Consider the following 16129-nt stretch of genomic DNA (forward strand, 5'->3'; position numbering starts at 1 on the left):
TTTCCTGCCGCGGGTGCCTGCGGCCTGTGCTGCTGGGTTGTCTGGATTCTGTTTAATCGATGCGCAGGGGATTGCGCAGAGGGGATGCGAACATGACGGGAAAGCACGTCGCCGTTTTGATGGGCGGTTTCTCTTCGGAGCGTCCCGTCAGCTTGTCTTCCGGAACAGCTTGCGCCGCGACCCTTGAGGAGCGCGGCTATCGCGTGACGCGCATCGACGTGGATCGCAATGTCGCAAGCGTTCTTGCCGAGTTGAGGCCCGATGTCGCGTTCAATGCGCTGCATGGTCCCTTCGGTGAGGACGGCGCCATCCAGGGCGTCCTTGAATATCTCCAGATTCCCTACACGCATTCGGGCGTGCTTGCTTCCGCTCTTGCCATGGACAAGGATCGCGCCAAGAAGGTTGCGGCTGCGGCGGGTGTCGCGGTTGCGCCGTCACGTCTCATGAACCGTTTCGACATCGGCATGGAACACCCGATGGAGCCGCCTTATGTGGTAAAGCCGGTGCGCGAGGGGTCGAGCTTCGGTGTCGTCATCGTCAAGGAGGATCAGTCGCATCCGCCGCAGGTCATCGGTTCCGCCGACTGGAAATATGGCGATGAGGTCATGGTCGAGGGCTATATTGCCGGGCGCGAATTGACCTGTGCCGTGATGGGCGATCGCGCCATGGACGTGTGCGAGATCATTCCGATCGGCCATCAGTTCTACGACTATGATTCAAAATATGTTGCAGGCGCGTCATCTCACGTGTGTCCGGCAAAAATTTTACCAAATATTTACCAAAAAATACAAACAATGGCCCTTACGGCGCATCGGGCAATCGGGTGTCGGGGCGTAAGCCGGTCGGACTTCCGTTTCGATGACCGTTTCTCCGAAAATGGCGAGGTTATCTGGCTGGAAATCAATACCCAGCCGGGGATGACTCCGACCTCGCTCGTGCCCGATATCGCCAAGGCGGCCGGTATCTCTTTCGGTGAATTGTTGAGTTGGATGGTGGAGGACGCGTCTTGTTTGCGTTGAACGGAAAATCGGACGGATATGGGCGCTCGGGCTCGATGCGGGATGCATCGGGTGCGATGGGTGTCGCTTTTGTCCTGCCGCGCTTTCTGCGCAAGCCGTTCCGCTTTGCCGTCCGTCTCTTCCAGGGCAATGTCAACATTCCACGCCATGCCGGTACGGTCGGCATGCTGGGTTTTCTCGGCGCGACCGGCCTTTATGGCATGGCGGTCGGCGGGCATACGCCCGAGGTCGTCAAGGCGACCGCCTCCACGCTCGGTTTCGCAATCGAGGATGTGAAGGTCGTCGGCAATAACGAAACCTCCGATATCGATGTTCTGGGCCAGCTCGATCTCGACGGCGAAACCTCGCTCGTCGGCCTGAGCGCCGAAGGGGCACGCCAGTCCATCGACAAACTGCCCTGGGTGGAAAGCGCGGAAGTGCGCAAGGTCTATCCAGGCACGATCCTCGTCTCGCTTCAGGAGCGCAAGGCCTTTGCGATCTGGCAGAACGACAAGGAACTTTCGCTGATCGATGCCGCAGGCGACGCCATCGTTCCGTTCCGCCCCGGCCGTTACAATTCGCTGCCGCTTGTCGTGGGCGCGGGCGCTGAAAAGAAGGTCAAGGGTTTCGTGGACGAGATTGCCGCCTATCCGGGATTGGCCGGAAAGGTTCGCGCCTATATCCGCGTCGGCGATCGCCGCTGGGACCTGCTTCTGGACAATGGCGTGCGCATCATGCTGCCGGAAACCGATCCGCTGAAGGCGCTGGCGCAGGTCGAGAAGCTCGATCAGCAGAAGCATCTTCTGTCCCGCGATATTGCCGCGGTCGATCTTCGCCTGGAAGATCGTGTGACGGTTCAATTGACCGCAACCGGCATGGAACAGCGCCAGAAGTTTCTGGCGGAGCGTAAAAAAGAACTATCCCGCACGGGGAAACGCGTATGAGTATTCTTGGCGGCAAGGGATCATCACAAGGCGGGACCGCAGGGCGCAAGGTGCGCCTGTTGACGGTTCTGGATGTCGGGTCGAGCAAGGTTTCCTGCGTCATCGCAAGGCTGCGCCCGCATGAAGGCGGCGCGCTGCTGCCGGGGCGCACGCACCGCATGGAAGTGCTGGGCATCGGCCATCAGCGTTCGCGCGGCGTCAAGTCGGGCGTCATCATCGATCTCGATGCGGCCGAGCAGTCGATCCGCCTTGCGGTCGATGCGGCAGAGCGCATGGCCGGCCTGACGGTCGACAGCCTTATCGTCAATATTTCGGCCGGTCGCCTCAAGAGCGAAACCTTCACGGCTAGCGTCAATCTGGGCGGCCATGAGGTCGAGCAGACCGATATTCGCCGTGTTCTGGCGGCTGGCGCAAAGCAGGCGCTCGCCGCCGAACGCCACCTCGTTCATTCGCTGCCGGTCGGCTATACGCTCGATGGCGAACGCGGCATTCGCGATCCGCTCGGAATGCTGGGCGACAGTCTTGGCGTCGACATGCATGTGCTGACCGCCGATGCGGCGCCGCTGCGCAATCTGGAGCTTTGCATCAATCGCTGCCACCTTTCGGTGGAAGCCATCGTCGCGACGCCTTATGCGAGCGGCCTTGCGGCTCTGGTCGGTGACGAAGCGGAGATGGGCGCGGCCTGCATCGACATGGGTGGCGGCACGACGACGATTTCCGTCTTCTCCGAAGGCAAGTTTATCCACGCCGATGCAGTGGCTATCGGCGGCAATCACGTGACGATGGATGTGGCGCGCGGCTTCTCCACCCGGATGGAAGACGCCGAACGCCTGAAGGTCATGTATGGCTCCGCCCTGCCGAGCGCTGCCGATGACCGTGACCTCATCTCCGTTCCGCCCATCGGCGACGATGAGCGGGATGTACCCAATCAATATCCGCGCTCGGTACTGACGCGGATTATCCGTGCAAGAGTGGAAGAGACGCTGGAACTGGTGCGCGACAGGCTGAACCAGTCGGGCCTTGGACATATTGTCGGCAAGCGCGTGGTTCTGACCGGCGGCGCAAGCCAGCTGCCGGGAATGCCCGAGGCTGCCAGGCGGATCCTTGCAAGAAATGTACGAATCGGGCGTCCTCTAGGAATAGCGGGATTGCCTGAGGCGGCTAAGGGGGCAGCTTTTGCCGCGACCGTTGGACTTCTGATCTACCCGCAGGTGGCCGGGATAGAAGAACGGTCGGTGAAAGCAGCGTCCTCCGGTCTCATGACCGGTACGGGTGGGCGCATTCAACGTGTCAGCCAATGGCTGAAAGAGAGTTTCTGAGTAGCAAGTATTGTGTAAGCTGTTGAAATAGCGTGTTGAATTAGCATGTCGACTTATTGGGGCGTGACCATCTGGGTAACAACCAATCCACACCGCGGCGGCGAAGCGGTGGTAAGGCTTAAGAGGAACAAGGACCTATGACTATCAATCTGCAAAAGCCGGATATCACCGAGCTGAAGCCCCGCATCACCGTATTCGGTGTCGGCGGCGGCGGCGGCAATGCGGTCAACAACATGATCAATGCCGGTCTGCGCGGCGTGGATTTTGTCGTGGCCAACACCGACGCTCAGGCTTTGACGATGTCGAAGTCCGAACGCATGATCCAGCTCGGCGCTGCCGTCACTGAGGGTCTTGGTGCTGGTTCCCAGCCAGAGGTTGGCCGTGCGGCTGCTGAAGAATGCATCGACGAAATCGTCGATCACCTGAACGGCACGCATATGTGCTTCGTGACCGCAGGCATGGGCGGCGGCACCGGCACCGGCGCTGCGCCGGTCGTGGCGCGCGCTGCCCGCGAACGCGGTATCCTCACCGTCGGCGTCGTGACCAAGCCTTTCCACTTCGAAGGCGCCCGCCGCATGAAGACAGCCGATCTCGGCATCGAAGAACTGCAGAAGAATGTCGATACGCTTATCGTCATTCCGAACCAGAACCTCTTCCGCATCGCCAATGACAAGACCACCTTCGCCGATGCTTTCGCAATGGCCGACCAGGTGCTCTATTCGGGTGTTGCCTGCATCACCGATCTGATGGTCAAGGAAGGCCTTATCAATCTCGACTTCGCCGACGTTCGTTCGGTGATGCGCGAGATGGGCAAGGCCATGATGGGCACGGGCGAAGCGTCCGGCGAAGGCCGCGCAATGGCTGCCGCAGAAGCGGCAATCGCCAATCCGCTGCTCGACGAAACCTCGATGCGCGGCGCGAAGGGCCTGCTGATCTCGATCACCGGCGGTCGCGACATGACCCTGTTCGAAGTCGATGAAGCTGCGACCCGCATTCGCGAGGAAGTCGATCCGGATGCGAACATCATCCTCGGCGCAACCTTCGACGAAGGCCTCGAAGGCGTCATCCGCGTTTCTGTCGTCGCTACCGGTATCGATAAGCAGTTAGGAGACGCGGCGCCTGCGCCGCTGGAATTTCGCCAGCCGGTAAAGCAGACCGCCCAGGTGAAGCCGATGGCTCCGCATGGCGCACTTCGTCCGCCGGTCGTTGAACAGCCGCGTCAGGTTGACCCGATTGCCCAGGCGATCCAGTCCGCCGAAGCCGAAGTGCCAGCCGCACCGGCTGCGCCCGCCGCTTCCGCCGAGCCGGAATTCCGCCCGCAGAGCCGCATCTTCCAGGCGCCTGCACCGGAATCCTTCGAACGCGCGCCGGTTGCCCGTGCACCGATGCCGCAGGCGCCGGCAGGGCATCAGGCCGCACAGCAGCAGGCCTATCAGCAGCCGCAGATGCATGAACAGCCGGTTCGCGAACCGCGCCCGGCGCCGCGCATGCCTGCCGTGTCTGATTTCCCGCCGGTTGCCCAGGCCGAAATCAATGCCCGTCGCGCGCCGCAGCAGCCCGTACAGGAAGAGCCGCGCGGCCCGATGAGCCTTCTCAAGCGCCTGACCCATGGTCTGTCGCGCCGCGATGAAGATCAGCCTGCAGCCCGTCTGGAACCGGCGCAGCATCGTGAACCCGGCATGCGCCCGGCCGAACGCCGCGCCCCGCAGCAGGATGCGTCGATCTATGCACCGCGCCGCGGCCAGCTTGACGATCAGGGCCGTCCGCAGCCGCGTGCGGCTTCGGAAGAAGACCAGCTCGAAATCCCGGCTTTCCTGCGCCGTCAGTCGAACTGAGCCATTTCGCACAATGCAGAAGAAGGCCGCGGGTAACTCCCGCGGCTTTTTCGTTGCAGTAAACACAATCCGGGCATTCGTAAGAAAGCGTGATTTTGTTCAGGTCGCGCAACTCATTATTTTAGCGGCAATGGGGTTCGGGTTGGGCAGCACAAGTTTGTGACCCTTCTGTATTTCCTGTCGCAATTTTAGCCATATCTATCCATATAGACATTGGGAATTGCGAAATGGGCTGTGTTGAAATTCTGTTTGAGCAGCCTGTGTCCGTTTTATTCAGCAGATTGGAACTGTCTTGAGCGCTTATCAAAAGACAATTGGTCGTGCGGTCACGCTTTCGGGTGTCGGCGTTCATGGCGGGGCTCCGGCTTCGGCGACGTTCTTTCCCGCCGATGCCGATACGGGAATCACATTTCAACGGTCCGATCTGAAAGGCAAGGCCCCAGAAGTACGCGCCCATGTTTCGCAGATCGGCGCGGCGGACCTGTGCACCTCGCTTGGCCCGAAAGAATCCAAGATCGATACGGTCGAGCACCTGATGGCGGCAGTCGCCGCTCTCGGTATCGACAATCTTGTCGTGGAAGTCGATGGACCGGAAGTTCCCATTCTCGACGGTACGTCTGCCCGTTTTATCGAAGCGCTCGACGAGGCAGGTGTCGTCACGCAGCAAGCAAAGCGGCGCTTCATTCGTATTCTCAAGACCGTGCGCGTCGAGGCCGGCGGCTCATGGGGGGAATTCCGCCCCTTCGCCGGGACGCGATTTGAAGTCGAGATCGACTTCGAGTGCCCTTTGATCGGGCGACAGAAATTTGCCGGAGATGTGGACGAGGCGACCTTCCGCAAGGAACTGTCCACCGCGCGTACCTTCGGCTTCATGAAGGATGTGGAACGGCTCTGGGCATCGGGCCATGCGCTGGGGTCGTCGCTCGACAATTCGCTCGTCATCGGTGACGACAATTCGGTCATCAATCCCGGCGGCCTGCGTTTCAAGGACGAGTTCGTCCGTCACAAGACGCTCGACGCCGTTGGCGATCTTGCGCTGGCGGGCCTTCCGTTCATCGGTTGCTTCCGTTCTTATCGCAGCGGCCACAGGCTGAATGCGGAAACGGTGAAGGCGCTGCTGTCCGACAAGACGGCGTTCGATATTGTCGAGGCCTCCGGTGTTCGCCGCAATTCCAGCGCGTCCGATTTCGTGGCCGTCAAACCGAATATCGCCGCGCCCTGGGCGCTCTGACATCAGGCAGAAAAAGGTGCATATCGGCTCATGGCCTTAATTGAGCCGTGTTCGCCGGTTCACCTCGCAATCGAGTCGGTGCGCCGTTCAGCGGTGGATTGATCGGGGAATATCCACCCATGCGGGTGGCCAATACCGGGGACAATTCACACTGGTTCTGCGTTTCGATCAGCCGTCCGGCGGATTTCAGGCCACTAGACGATTGCCGATTTCGCCTGCATGTGGTTTATGGACGGCCAAAACGGCGTCAGCTATGTTGGTACATTCGCTGAAGCTGAATGATTTGTATGGATGGAGCAGCCATGCGGTGCTAGAAGCACGGCAACTCCAATCAGGAATGACGCTGCCAGAAGGTCGGAGACCGCATGACGAGTTTCAAATTCAAGGGTGTGACGAAAACCGCGCTGCTGACCGGCGCCATCGCCGTTCTGATCCCGCTCGCCGGTTGTGCCAGCAAGGACGACGACATCGATCTCACCAAATATGTCGAGACGATCGATCCTGCCGACAAACTCTATAATGAAGGTCTTGCCAATCTGGATGCGGGCCGCCTCGATGAAGCCGCGAAGAAGTTCGCCGCCATCGATCGTCAGCACCCCTACACGGAATGGGCACGCAAGGCGCTTGTGATGGCTGCCTTCACCAATTACCGCAAGGGCAATTACGAAGAAGCGATCTCGATGGCAAAGCGTTACAACACGCTTTACCCGACTTCGCCTGAATCCGCTTATGCCTATTACATTATCGGTCTTTCCTATTTCCGCCAGATCCCGGACGTGACCCGCGATCAGGCTGCAAGCCGCCGCGCAATCGCTGCGATGCAGGAAGTGGTCGATCGCTTCCCGGATTCCGAATATACGGATGACGCCAAGGCCAAGATCCGCTTTGCCCGTGACCAGCTGGCCGGCAAGGAAATGCAGGTCGGCCGCTACTATCTGGAACGCAAGGAATATCTGGCGGCCATCAAGCGCTTCCGCGGCGTGGTCGAGGAATATTCCAACACCCGCCAGGTGGAAGAAGCGCTGGCCCGTCTCGTCGAAGCCTATTATGCGCTTGGCCTGACCTCGGAAGCCCAGATGGCCGCTTCGGTTCTCGGCAAGAACTATCCGGACAGCCAGTGGTACAAGGACAGCTACAAGCTTTTGCAGAGCGGCGGTCTTCAGCCGCGTGAAAATGGCAATTCGTGGCTGGCCAAGGCTTCGTCGCTCATCACCGGCGGCGGCTCATAAGCTGATTCTCACATGCTGTCGCACCTGTCGATCCGCGATATTGTTCTGATTGAAAGGCTCGACATCGAGTTCAAGACGGGCTTGTCCGTGCTTACCGGGGAAACCGGGGCGGGCAAGTCCATCCTGCTCGATTCGCTGTCGCTGGCCCTTGGCGCGCGCGGCGACGCCTCACTGGTGCGTCATGGCGCCGATCAGGGGCAGGTGACAGCGGTGTTCGATGTTCCGGGTGGACATCCCGCCCGGAATTTTCTGCGCGATAACGGGTTCGACGATGATGGCGACATCATCCTGCGTCGCCTCCAGATGGGCGATGGCCGCACGCGCGTCTTCATCAACGATCAGGCGGCAAGCGTAGCACTTCTGCGTGAACTTGGGCGCAGGCTGGTGGAAATCCACGGCCAGCACGATGACCGTGCGCTGATCGATACCGATCTTCACCGTACATTGCTGGATGCTTTCGGCGGCCTGGAACCAGAGGCCGCAGTGGTTCGCGAGCGCCATAGGGCCTGGCGCGATGCGGAAACCGCACTGGCCAGGCATCGCGCCCGCGTCGAGCAGGCCGAGCGTGAAGGCGATTATCTGCGTTCCTCGGTTGAAGAACTGACCAAGCTCGATCCGCAGCCGGGCGAGGAAGAAGAACTCGCCGAACGCCGCGCGATCATGATGAAATCCGAAAAGATCGCCGGTGACGTGAACGAAGCCGGTGAGCTTCTTTCGGGGCAGGGCTCGCCCGTGCCGACGCTTGCGAGCCTTGTGCGCCGTCTGGAGCGCAAGATTCCGGAAGCGCCGCACCTTTTGGAGCCGGTCTGCAAGGCAATCGACGAAGCGCTCAACAGTCTGGCTCTCGCGCAGGATGGTATCGATCATGCGATGCGCGAGATCGATTTCGATCCGCGCGTGCTGGAACAGGTCGAGGAGCGGCTTTTTGCGCTCCGCGCTGCCGCGCGCAAATATTCTGTCGCGGTGGAGGGTCTGCCCGCTCTGCGGGACAAGATGGATGCCGATCTTGCCGATCTCGATGCGGGCGCGGAAAAGCTCATCCAGCTTGAAAGTCAGGCGTCTGAATTGCGGGCTGCCTATGATGCAGCGGCAGCCGGGCTTTCAGCCTCGCGGAAAGAAGCGGCGGAGCATCTGAAGGCTGCCGTGATGGCCGAACTGCCGGCGCTCAAGCTGGAACGCGCTGAATTCATCGTCGAAATGACGACCGATGCGGAAGCCCGCGCGGCGGAAGGCATCGATACGGTTGAATATTGGGTGCGCACCAATCCGGGCACACGCGCCGGGCCGATGATGAAGGTCGCCTCCGGCGGCGAGCTTTCGCGTTTCCTTCTGGCGCTGAAGGTAGCGCTTGCGGATCGCGGTTCTGCGCCGACGCTCGTATTCGATGAAATCGACACCGGCGTGGGCGGTGCGGTGGCGGATGCCATCGGCCAGCGCCTTGCCCGGCTTTCCGGTCGTGTGCAGGTGCTTTCCGTTACCCATGCGCCGCAGGTGGCGGCCCGCGCCTCCACCCATTTCCTGATTGCCAAATCCGCAACCGATGAAGATCGTATGGCGACGTCGATCCGATCCATCGGGGTGGACGAGCGGCAGGAAGAGATTGCCCGTATGCTGGCCGGCGCCAGCATCACCGATGAAGCGCGTGCCGCTGCTGAGCGGCTGCTTGCCGAGAATAGTGCGCTGGCTATTTAAAAGCCTGTCAGCAGTCACTGTGCAGTTCGCTGTTTTCGTAGGCGCAGCCGTATTTCTTGGTTATGTTGGGCAAAATTGAATCAGCAGGTTTTGCTCCGCTTATGACCGATATTCCCGTCGAAAAATTGACCGAGCCTGAAGCCATTTCCGAACTGGAGCGGCTGGCGCGCGAAATTGCTCATCATGACGAGCTTTATCATGCCAATGACCGGCCAGAGATTTCGGATGCCGCGTATGATGCGCTGAAGCGGCGCAACGATGCAATCGAAGCGCGCTTTCCGCATCTGGTGCGGGCTGACAGCCCCTCCTTGCGGGTCGGCACTGCGCCGGTTTCCAAATTCGCCCAGATAGTCCATGCGCGCCCGATGCTCTCGCTCGGCAATGCGTTTTCGGATGAGGATGTGCGTGATTTCGTCGGCAGCGTCTATCGCTTTTTGGGGCAATTGCCGGATAATTCCATCGCCTTTACCGCCGAACCGAAGATCGACGGGCTTTCCATGTCGATCCGTTATGAGAACGGAATTCTGGTGAGCGGCGCGACGCGCGGGGACGGCACGACCGGCGAGAATGTGACGGCAAATATTCGCACCATTGCAGAAATTCCGAACAGACTTCCGGCGGGTGCGCCTTCCGTCGTGGAAGTACGCGGCGAGGTCTATATGGCCAAGAGCGACTTCCTCGCGCTCAACGAGCAGATGGCAGCCGAAGGCAAGCAGACTTATGTGAACCCGCGCAACACGGCGGCAGGTTCGCTGCGCCAGCTTGACGCCAAGGTGACGGCGAGCCGCAAGCTCAAATTCTTTGCCTATGCCTGGGGTGAAATGTCGGACATGCCTGCCGATACGCAGCATGGCATGGTTGAGATTTTCCGCGCATGGGGTTTCCCGGTCAATCCGCTGACCAGGCGGCTGCATAGCGCGGATGAGCTTCTTGCGCATTACCGCGCCATCGGCCTTGAGCGAGCGCAGCTCGATTATGATATTGACGGCGTCGTCTACAAGGTTGACCGGCTGGACTTGCAAACGCGGCTCGGTTTCCGCTCCCGCAGCCCGCGTTGGGCGATTGCGCACAAGTTTCCGGCAGAACAGGCTACGACGATCCTGCGGGACATTGACATTCAGGTCGGGCGCACCGGCGCAATGACCCCGGTTGCGCGACTGGAGCCGATCACTGTCGGCGGCGTGGTTGTCACCAATGCCACGCTGCACAATGAAGACTATATCAAGGGCATCGGCCTCAAGGGCGAGCGCATCCGCGCGGATGAGCATGATATCCGCATCGGCGATACGGTCATCGTGCAGCGCGCGGGCGATGTTATCCCGCAGATTGTCGATGTGGTGCTGGAAAAGCGTCCGGCCAATGCCGTGCCTTTCCAGTTCCCGCATGTGTGCCCGGTCTGTCACAGCCATGCCGTGCGCGAAGAGGGGGAGGCGGTCTATCGCTGCACCGGCGGTCTGACCTGTGCGGCGCAGGCGGTCGAGCGCATTCGTCATTTCGTATCGCGCAACGCTTTCGATATTGAAGGCCTTGGTGAAAAGCAGGTTGAGTTCTTCTTCCACGCCGAAGATGACAGCCTGAAGATCAAGTCGCCTGCGGATATCTTCACGCTGCAAAAGCGGCAGGCGGGGTCTCTCAAGAAGCTTGAAAACATCGAAGGCTTTGGCGCGACGTCCGTGAAGAAGCTTTATGACGCGATCAATGACCGGCGTGAGATTGCCTTGCATCGCTTTTTGTTCGGCCTCGGCATCCGTCATGTGGGCGAGGTGAATGCCAAGCGTTTTGCGCGGGCCTATCTGTCTTATGCCGCCTTTGAAAAAGCTGCACAGGAGGCTGTGCCGCCGAAAGAAGGCGACCGTGCCGACAAGGGCAATGAAGCCTGGCAGGAACTGATTGCGGTTGAGGGCATCGGTTCCATTGTTGCCGAAGCGGTCGTGGATTTTTATGCCGAGCCGCATAATGCGCAAGTGCTGGCGGCTCTTCTCGCGGAAGTGACGCCGCTTGATGAGGAAGCGCGCGTTTCCACCGGCTCGCCGGTTGAAGGCAAGACGGTGGTTTTTACCGGCAGTCTGGAGCGCATGTCGCGCGATGAGGCCAAGGCCATGGCCGAGCGCTACGGGGCAAAGACCGCCGGTTCCGTGTCGAAGAAGACTGATCTCGTGGTGGCCGGTCCGGGGGCGGGGTCCAAGCTTGCCAAGGCATCGGAACTGGGCATCGAAGTGATCGATGAAGATGCGTGGTTCACACTGGTTGGAGAAGCATGATGGCTCCTTTCAGCGGTTTTGGTGAAAAAGCGATCCCGTTTCTGAAAGCGCTGGATTTTCACCAGAACCGGGAATGGTTTGTCGAAAACAAGGATCTCTTCGAACAGCAATTGAAGGATCCGCTTGGCGATCTGGTCGACGAACTGACGGGTCGTTTCGAAAAGGCCGGTCTGCCGTTCAAGGGCGACCGGGTGAAATCGCAGTTTCGCATCAAGCGCGATACGCGGTTTTCCAAGGACAAGGCCCCCTATAACCGTCACCTGTCCGCGTTGCTGTCACGATCGGGCACGAAATGGGACGAGAGCGGGTGTTTTTATGTCTGCATCGGCCTGCCGGGTGTTCGCGACTGCTATGCCTGTGTTGCCTGGTGGGGGCCGCGAAAAGAACTGCTTCTGGCTATACGCACATCGATTGCCGAAAAGCCGGAAGAATTCCGCGCCATGGTCGCGAAACTCAAGAAAAACGGTTTGAAGATCAGCGATTATGATCGGCTGAAACGCACGCCGCGTGGTTTCGAGGCCGTCACCGATGATGATCTGCTGGAAGCAATTCGCAATCGGCATTTCTCCGTGCGGATGGAAATCGATCCTGCAACGATTACCAATCCCGATCTGGCGGATCGCCTTGTCGACTTTACCGAACGGGCGCGTCCGCTTGTCGACTGGATGCACACAATCGAAAAGACCGTTCCGCAACAATCATGATCGTTCATGAATGTATCAGCCGAATTCATGAGTGATGCGCAAATGCGGCATCCCTATTTAATAGTATGATTTTTGGGAAGCCGTATTCCAACAGGCAACAGAATTTCCTAGTTACTCTTCGTTCGGAGGAGTGAATATTCGTGGATCAGACTTTTCGGCCCGTCAGGGCTTCAGCGCGCGCCGATATTCTTGACGGTGTCCGGCGCGGACTTCCGCTTGTGGTTGCCGGGGCGCCCTTTGGCCTGCTGTTTGGCGCACTTGCCGTCGATAACGGATTGTCGCTCGCCGAAGCGGTGTTCATGAGTGCCGTCATCTATGCGGGCGCCAGCCAGATGGTGGGGCTTGATCTGTTCGGCCAGAACATCGCGCCATGGATGATCGTCATGTCGATCTTTGCCGTCAATTTCCGGCATGTGCTTTATTCCGCAACCACGGGGCGGCGTATCCGTCATTTCAAGCCATGGCAGAAGGCGCTGGCCTTTTTCGTTCTGGTGGACATTCAGTATGCGGAAGTGGAACAGCGGGCGGAAGCCGGAAAGCCAGTCACCTTCGTCTGGTATATGGCATTAGGGCTGACGTTTTATCTGACATGGGTTCTGGAAGCGCTGATCGGCGGGCTGTTCGGCAATCTCATTACTGATCCCTATGCCTTTGGCATCGACTTCCTGCTGCCGATCTATTTTCTGGGCATGGTGATGAGTTTTCGCCATCGGCAGAACTGGCTGCCGGTTGTCATCGTCAGCGCGATTTCCGCCGTCGCGGCCTACAAATTCGTGGGCTCTCCGTGGCATGTTTCGCTGGGGGCGCTGGGCGGCATTGCGCTTGCGGCAATTATCGCCAAGCCACGCGAAGGGGAGGCGTAAATGTCCACCACGATCTGGATCATTCTCGCGGGCGCGCTTTGCACCTATCTCACCCGTATTGGCGGGCATCTGGTGCTGTCACGTTTCAGCCGCGTGCATTATCGGGTGGAAGCGGCGCTCAATGCCGTGCCGGCGGCCGTTCTGACGGCCATTGTGGCCGCGCCTGCTTCGGATCACGGCTGGCGGGAACTGCTGGTGCTCGCGGTCTGTATCGTGCTTTCGCTGCGGCTCAGCATGATGACCATGTTCTTTGCAGGCGTAGCGCTTTTGATCGCGCTACGCCATTTCACCGTGTGAAGGCATTATCAAAGCGGCGCGGTTGCCGCTTTGAGCCATTGGCGTTCGGCATCCTTGAGATGGCCTGACAGCTTCTCGCGCACGCTGGCATGATAGTTGTTCAGCCAGTCGATTTCTTCATCAGTGAAAAGCGACTTGTCGATCAGCCGCCGGTCGATCGGGCAGAATGTCAGCGTCTCGAACCCCATCATCGGAATATCGCCGCCTTCCGGTACTTCCGGTTCGGTGACGATGATGAGGTTTTCGATGCGGATGCCGAAAGAACCCGGCCTGTAATAGCCCGGTTCATTGGAAAGGATCATGCCCGGCAGCAATTCCTGCGCACCCTTTTTCGAAATGCTCTGCGGGCCTTCATGGACCGACAGGTAAGAGCCGACGCCATGGCCAGTGCCATGCGCGTAATCGAAACCATGCTTCCACAGCGCGATGCGTGCCAGAACGTCGATATCCTGCCCGCGCGTGCCTTTCGGGAAGCGGGCGGTCGTGATCGCGATCACACCTTTCAGCACCAGCGTGAACGCCTTGACCGTCTCCGGCGTGACCTTGCCGATGGGCACGGTACGGGTGATGTCCGTCGTGCCGTCGCGATATTGTGCGCCGGAATCGACCAGATAGAGTTCACCGTCTGCGAGCGTTCTGTTGGTGTCGGTATTGACGCGGTAGTGGATGATCGCGCCATTGGGGCCTGCGCCGGAAATCGTGTCGAAAGAAATATCCTCAAGCGGCATCTGGAAATCGCGGCCCGCATTGGCACGTGATTCTTCGAGTTTCTGCGCCGCGCTGATTTCATCGACCGTGCCGGGCGTCTGGGCGTCGATCCAGGACAGGAAATTGACCATCGCCACGCCGTCGCGCTCATGGGCGGCACGCGAGCCGTCAAGCTCGGCCTTGTTCTTGATCGCACGCGGAATGCGGGCAGGGTCCTTGCCTTCAATCACGCTTCCGCCCGCGCTGGTAACAATAAGGCGAAGTTTTTCGGCAGCAAGCACGGGATCGAGAAGAATGGCCTCGCCGCTGACCGCACGTGTGCTGAGGTGCCCTTCCAGATCGGCAGGCGCCGAGAGCCTGGCAAGCTGGGTCAGATAAGCGCGCGGTTCGATGGCGAGCTTGCGTTCGTCGATGAAAAGCTCCGGCTCACCCTTTGCAGGAATAATGGCAAAGCTCAGCGGAAGCGGTGTGTTGGACACATCCTTGCCGCGGATATTGAACACCCAAGCGACCGATGACGGGTCGGTCAGGACGGTCGCGCGGGCACCGCTTGCGGCAACGGCTGCCTGCATTTCCTTGATCTTGTCTTCCGCTTCATGCCCTGCGAAACGGGCGGGCTGGATCGTGACTTCCGCCGTCGGCACTTCCGGCTGATCGTCCCATACGGCATCGACGAGGTTGATTTCGACCGGAATGAGCTGACCGCCCTGCGCTTCCAGTGCTTCGCGCAGGCTGCGCGCTTCCGAAATGGTGTGGAGCCATGGATCGAAGCCGATATTCAGACCCTTGCCGTTTTCCGCCAGCCAGGACGCCGGTGGGTTTGCGACAAGGCTTTCATAGGAAAAGACTTTCGGGTCGGTCTGGGCGCGGACCTGCAATTCATAGCGTCCGTCCACGAAAACATAGGCGCTGTTCCAGAGGATGAGCGCCGCACCTGCCGATCCGGTGAAGCCGGTCAGCCAGGCAAGACGCTGCGCATGGGGCGGAACATATTCGCCCTGATGCTCGTCGGCGCGCGGGACCAGAAAACCATCAAGGCCGAGTTCGGCCATCTTCTCACGCAGTTTTGCAACGCGCGGGGCTCCATTGGCCGGATTTGTGGTGACGTCGAAACTCTGAAAAGCCATTGTGTAACTCGCTCAAAACAGGAAAATGCCGTGATTTATACGGCCTGTCATTTCAGGTGGATCGCCACCCAGCCTTCGCGATGCAGCGTTTTCCGGTGGGTCAGTCCCTGTGCCTGATAGGCAGCGAGCACCGCATCGTGCTGGCTGTCAAGTATTCCGGAAAGAATGATGGAGCCGCCGGGGGCCAGATGCGCCTTGAGGGATGGGGCAAGCTCGATCAGCGGATTGGCCAGAATGTTGGCGACGATCAGGTCGAATGGCGAATAGGAGCGGAAGATCGGATGGCCGAAACCTTCTGCCGTCGCCGTGACGATATGTTCCGCCACGCCGTTCTTGGCGGCATTTTCGGCAGCGACCGTAACGGCAACGGGGTCGATGTCGGTCGCCAGAACCGGAATGGGAGCGAGCTTGGCAATGGCGATGGCGAGAACGGCGCTGCCGGTGCCAAGGTCGAGCGCATTGGTCGGATGTTCGTTGTTGAGGGTTTCCTCGATCAGTTCGAGGCATCCCGCCGTCGTTCCGTGATGACCGGTGCCGAAAGCAAGGCCCGCATCGATTTCGATGGGAATGTCGCCCGCTTCGATCTTGTCGCGGTCGTGCGAGCCGTGGACAAAGAAATGCCCGGCCCGGACCGGCTTCAGTCCTTCCAGCGAATGCGTGACCCAGTCGATGTCAGGCAATTCCTCGACGGCGAAAAGACCTGGCCCAACCAGCGTATCGATCCGGCTCGCGACGCCTTCGGCATCGTCCTCGACATAGATCGAAACCTCGAAAATCTGCCGGTCTTCGTCAATCTCGGTGATAGCGATGGGAAAGCCGTCATCCTCGAAAGCCTGTTCGAGAATGGTGTAGATGCGCTCGGCTTGCGCTTTATCCGCCGAAAAGAAAAGTCGTGACTGGGCCATGAAGTAAAAAGCTCTC

13 protein-coding genes are annotated in these 16129 nt (G+C 59.7%); 11 read left to right on the plus strand and 2 right to left on the minus strand.

Going from position 1 to position 16129, the window contains the following annotated elements; translation table 11 throughout:
• Window positions 1-92 precede the first annotated feature (92 nt).
• The 11 genes from AVM02_RS02770 (at window position 93) to AVM02_RS02820 (ending at window position 13373) form a co-directional block, all read left to right on the plus strand.
• Complete coding sequence (locus tag AVM02_RS02770; protein WP_411505503.1) at window positions 93-1019, plus strand: D-alanine--D-alanine ligase; 927 nt, start codon at window positions 93-95, stop codon at window positions 1017-1019.
• The gene (locus AVM02_RS02775) at window positions 1007-1942 is read left to right on the plus strand and encodes a cell division protein FtsQ/DivIB (protein WP_411505504.1); all 936 of its coding nucleotides are present in this window, start codon (window positions 1007-1009) and stop codon (window positions 1940-1942) included. The genes AVM02_RS02770 and AVM02_RS02775 overlap by 13 nt, the downstream gene beginning before the upstream one ends.
• On the plus strand, window positions 1939-3261 hold the full coding sequence (gene ftsA, locus AVM02_RS02780) for a cell division protein FtsA (protein WP_010659734.1): 1323 nt from the start codon (window positions 1939-1941) through the stop codon (window positions 3259-3261). Before AVM02_RS02775 ends, ftsA begins: the two co-directional genes overlap by 4 nt.
• Before the next feature lie 137 nt (window positions 3262-3398).
• A complete protein-coding gene (ftsZ, locus tag AVM02_RS02785) occupies window positions 3399-5096 on the plus strand; it encodes a cell division protein FtsZ (RefSeq protein WP_411505505.1) in 1698 nt (565 codons plus the stop codon).
• Window positions 5097-5388: 292 nt separating this feature from the next.
• The gene (gene lpxC / locus AVM02_RS02790; RefSeq protein WP_411505506.1) at window positions 5389-6327 is read left to right on the plus strand and encodes a UDP-3-O-acyl-N-acetylglucosamine deacetylase; all 939 of its coding nucleotides are present in this window, start codon (window positions 5389-5391) and stop codon (window positions 6325-6327) included.
• A gap of 365 nt (window positions 6328-6692) precedes the next feature.
• Window positions 6693-7556 (plus strand): outer membrane protein assembly factor BamD, encoded by an 864-nt coding sequence (locus tag AVM02_RS02795; RefSeq protein WP_411505507.1) that lies wholly within the window; start codon window positions 6693-6695, stop codon window positions 7554-7556.
• 12 nt (window positions 7557-7568) lie between these two features.
• Window positions 7569-9248, plus strand: a complete 1680-nt coding sequence (gene recN / locus AVM02_RS02800; RefSeq protein WP_411505508.1) for a DNA repair protein RecN — start codon at window positions 7569-7571, stop codon at window positions 9246-9248.
• Window positions 9249-9349: 101 nt separating this feature from the next.
• A complete protein-coding gene (gene ligA, locus AVM02_RS02805) occupies window positions 9350-11509 on the plus strand; it encodes an NAD-dependent DNA ligase LigA (RefSeq protein ID WP_411505509.1) in 2160 nt (719 codons plus the stop codon).
• A complete protein-coding gene (locus tag AVM02_RS02810; RefSeq protein WP_411505591.1) occupies window positions 11509-12213 on the plus strand; it encodes a DUF2461 domain-containing protein in 705 nt (234 codons plus the stop codon). Before ligA ends, AVM02_RS02810 begins: the two co-directional genes overlap by 1 nt.
• 140 nt (window positions 12214-12353) lie before the next feature.
• Window positions 12354-13076, plus strand: coding sequence for an AzlC family ABC transporter permease (locus tag AVM02_RS02815; RefSeq protein WP_411505510.1), 723 nt, complete (start codon window positions 12354-12356; stop codon window positions 13074-13076).
• Window positions 13077-13373, plus strand: a complete 297-nt coding sequence (locus tag AVM02_RS02820) for an AzlD family protein (protein WP_010659742.1) — start codon at window positions 13077-13079, stop codon at window positions 13371-13373.
• 8 nt (window positions 13374-13381) lie between these two features.
• Here the strand turns inward: AVM02_RS02820 and AVM02_RS02825 are convergent, their stop codons facing one another.
• Entirely contained in the window at window positions 13382-15208 is a 1827-nt protein-coding gene (locus AVM02_RS02825) for an aminopeptidase P family protein (RefSeq protein ID WP_411505511.1), read from the minus strand.
• Between the two features lie 47 nt (window positions 15209-15255).
• Window positions 15256-16113, minus strand: a complete 858-nt coding sequence (locus AVM02_RS02830) for a 50S ribosomal protein L11 methyltransferase (protein ID WP_411505512.1) — start codon at window positions 16111-16113, stop codon at window positions 15256-15258.
• Window positions 16114-16129 lie beyond the last annotated feature (16 nt).

Source organism: Brucella anthropi (genome assembly GCF_046630315.1).
In the GTDB taxonomy this organism is placed as follows: domain Bacteria; phylum Pseudomonadota; class Alphaproteobacteria; order Rhizobiales; family Rhizobiaceae; genus Brucella; species Brucella anthropi_A.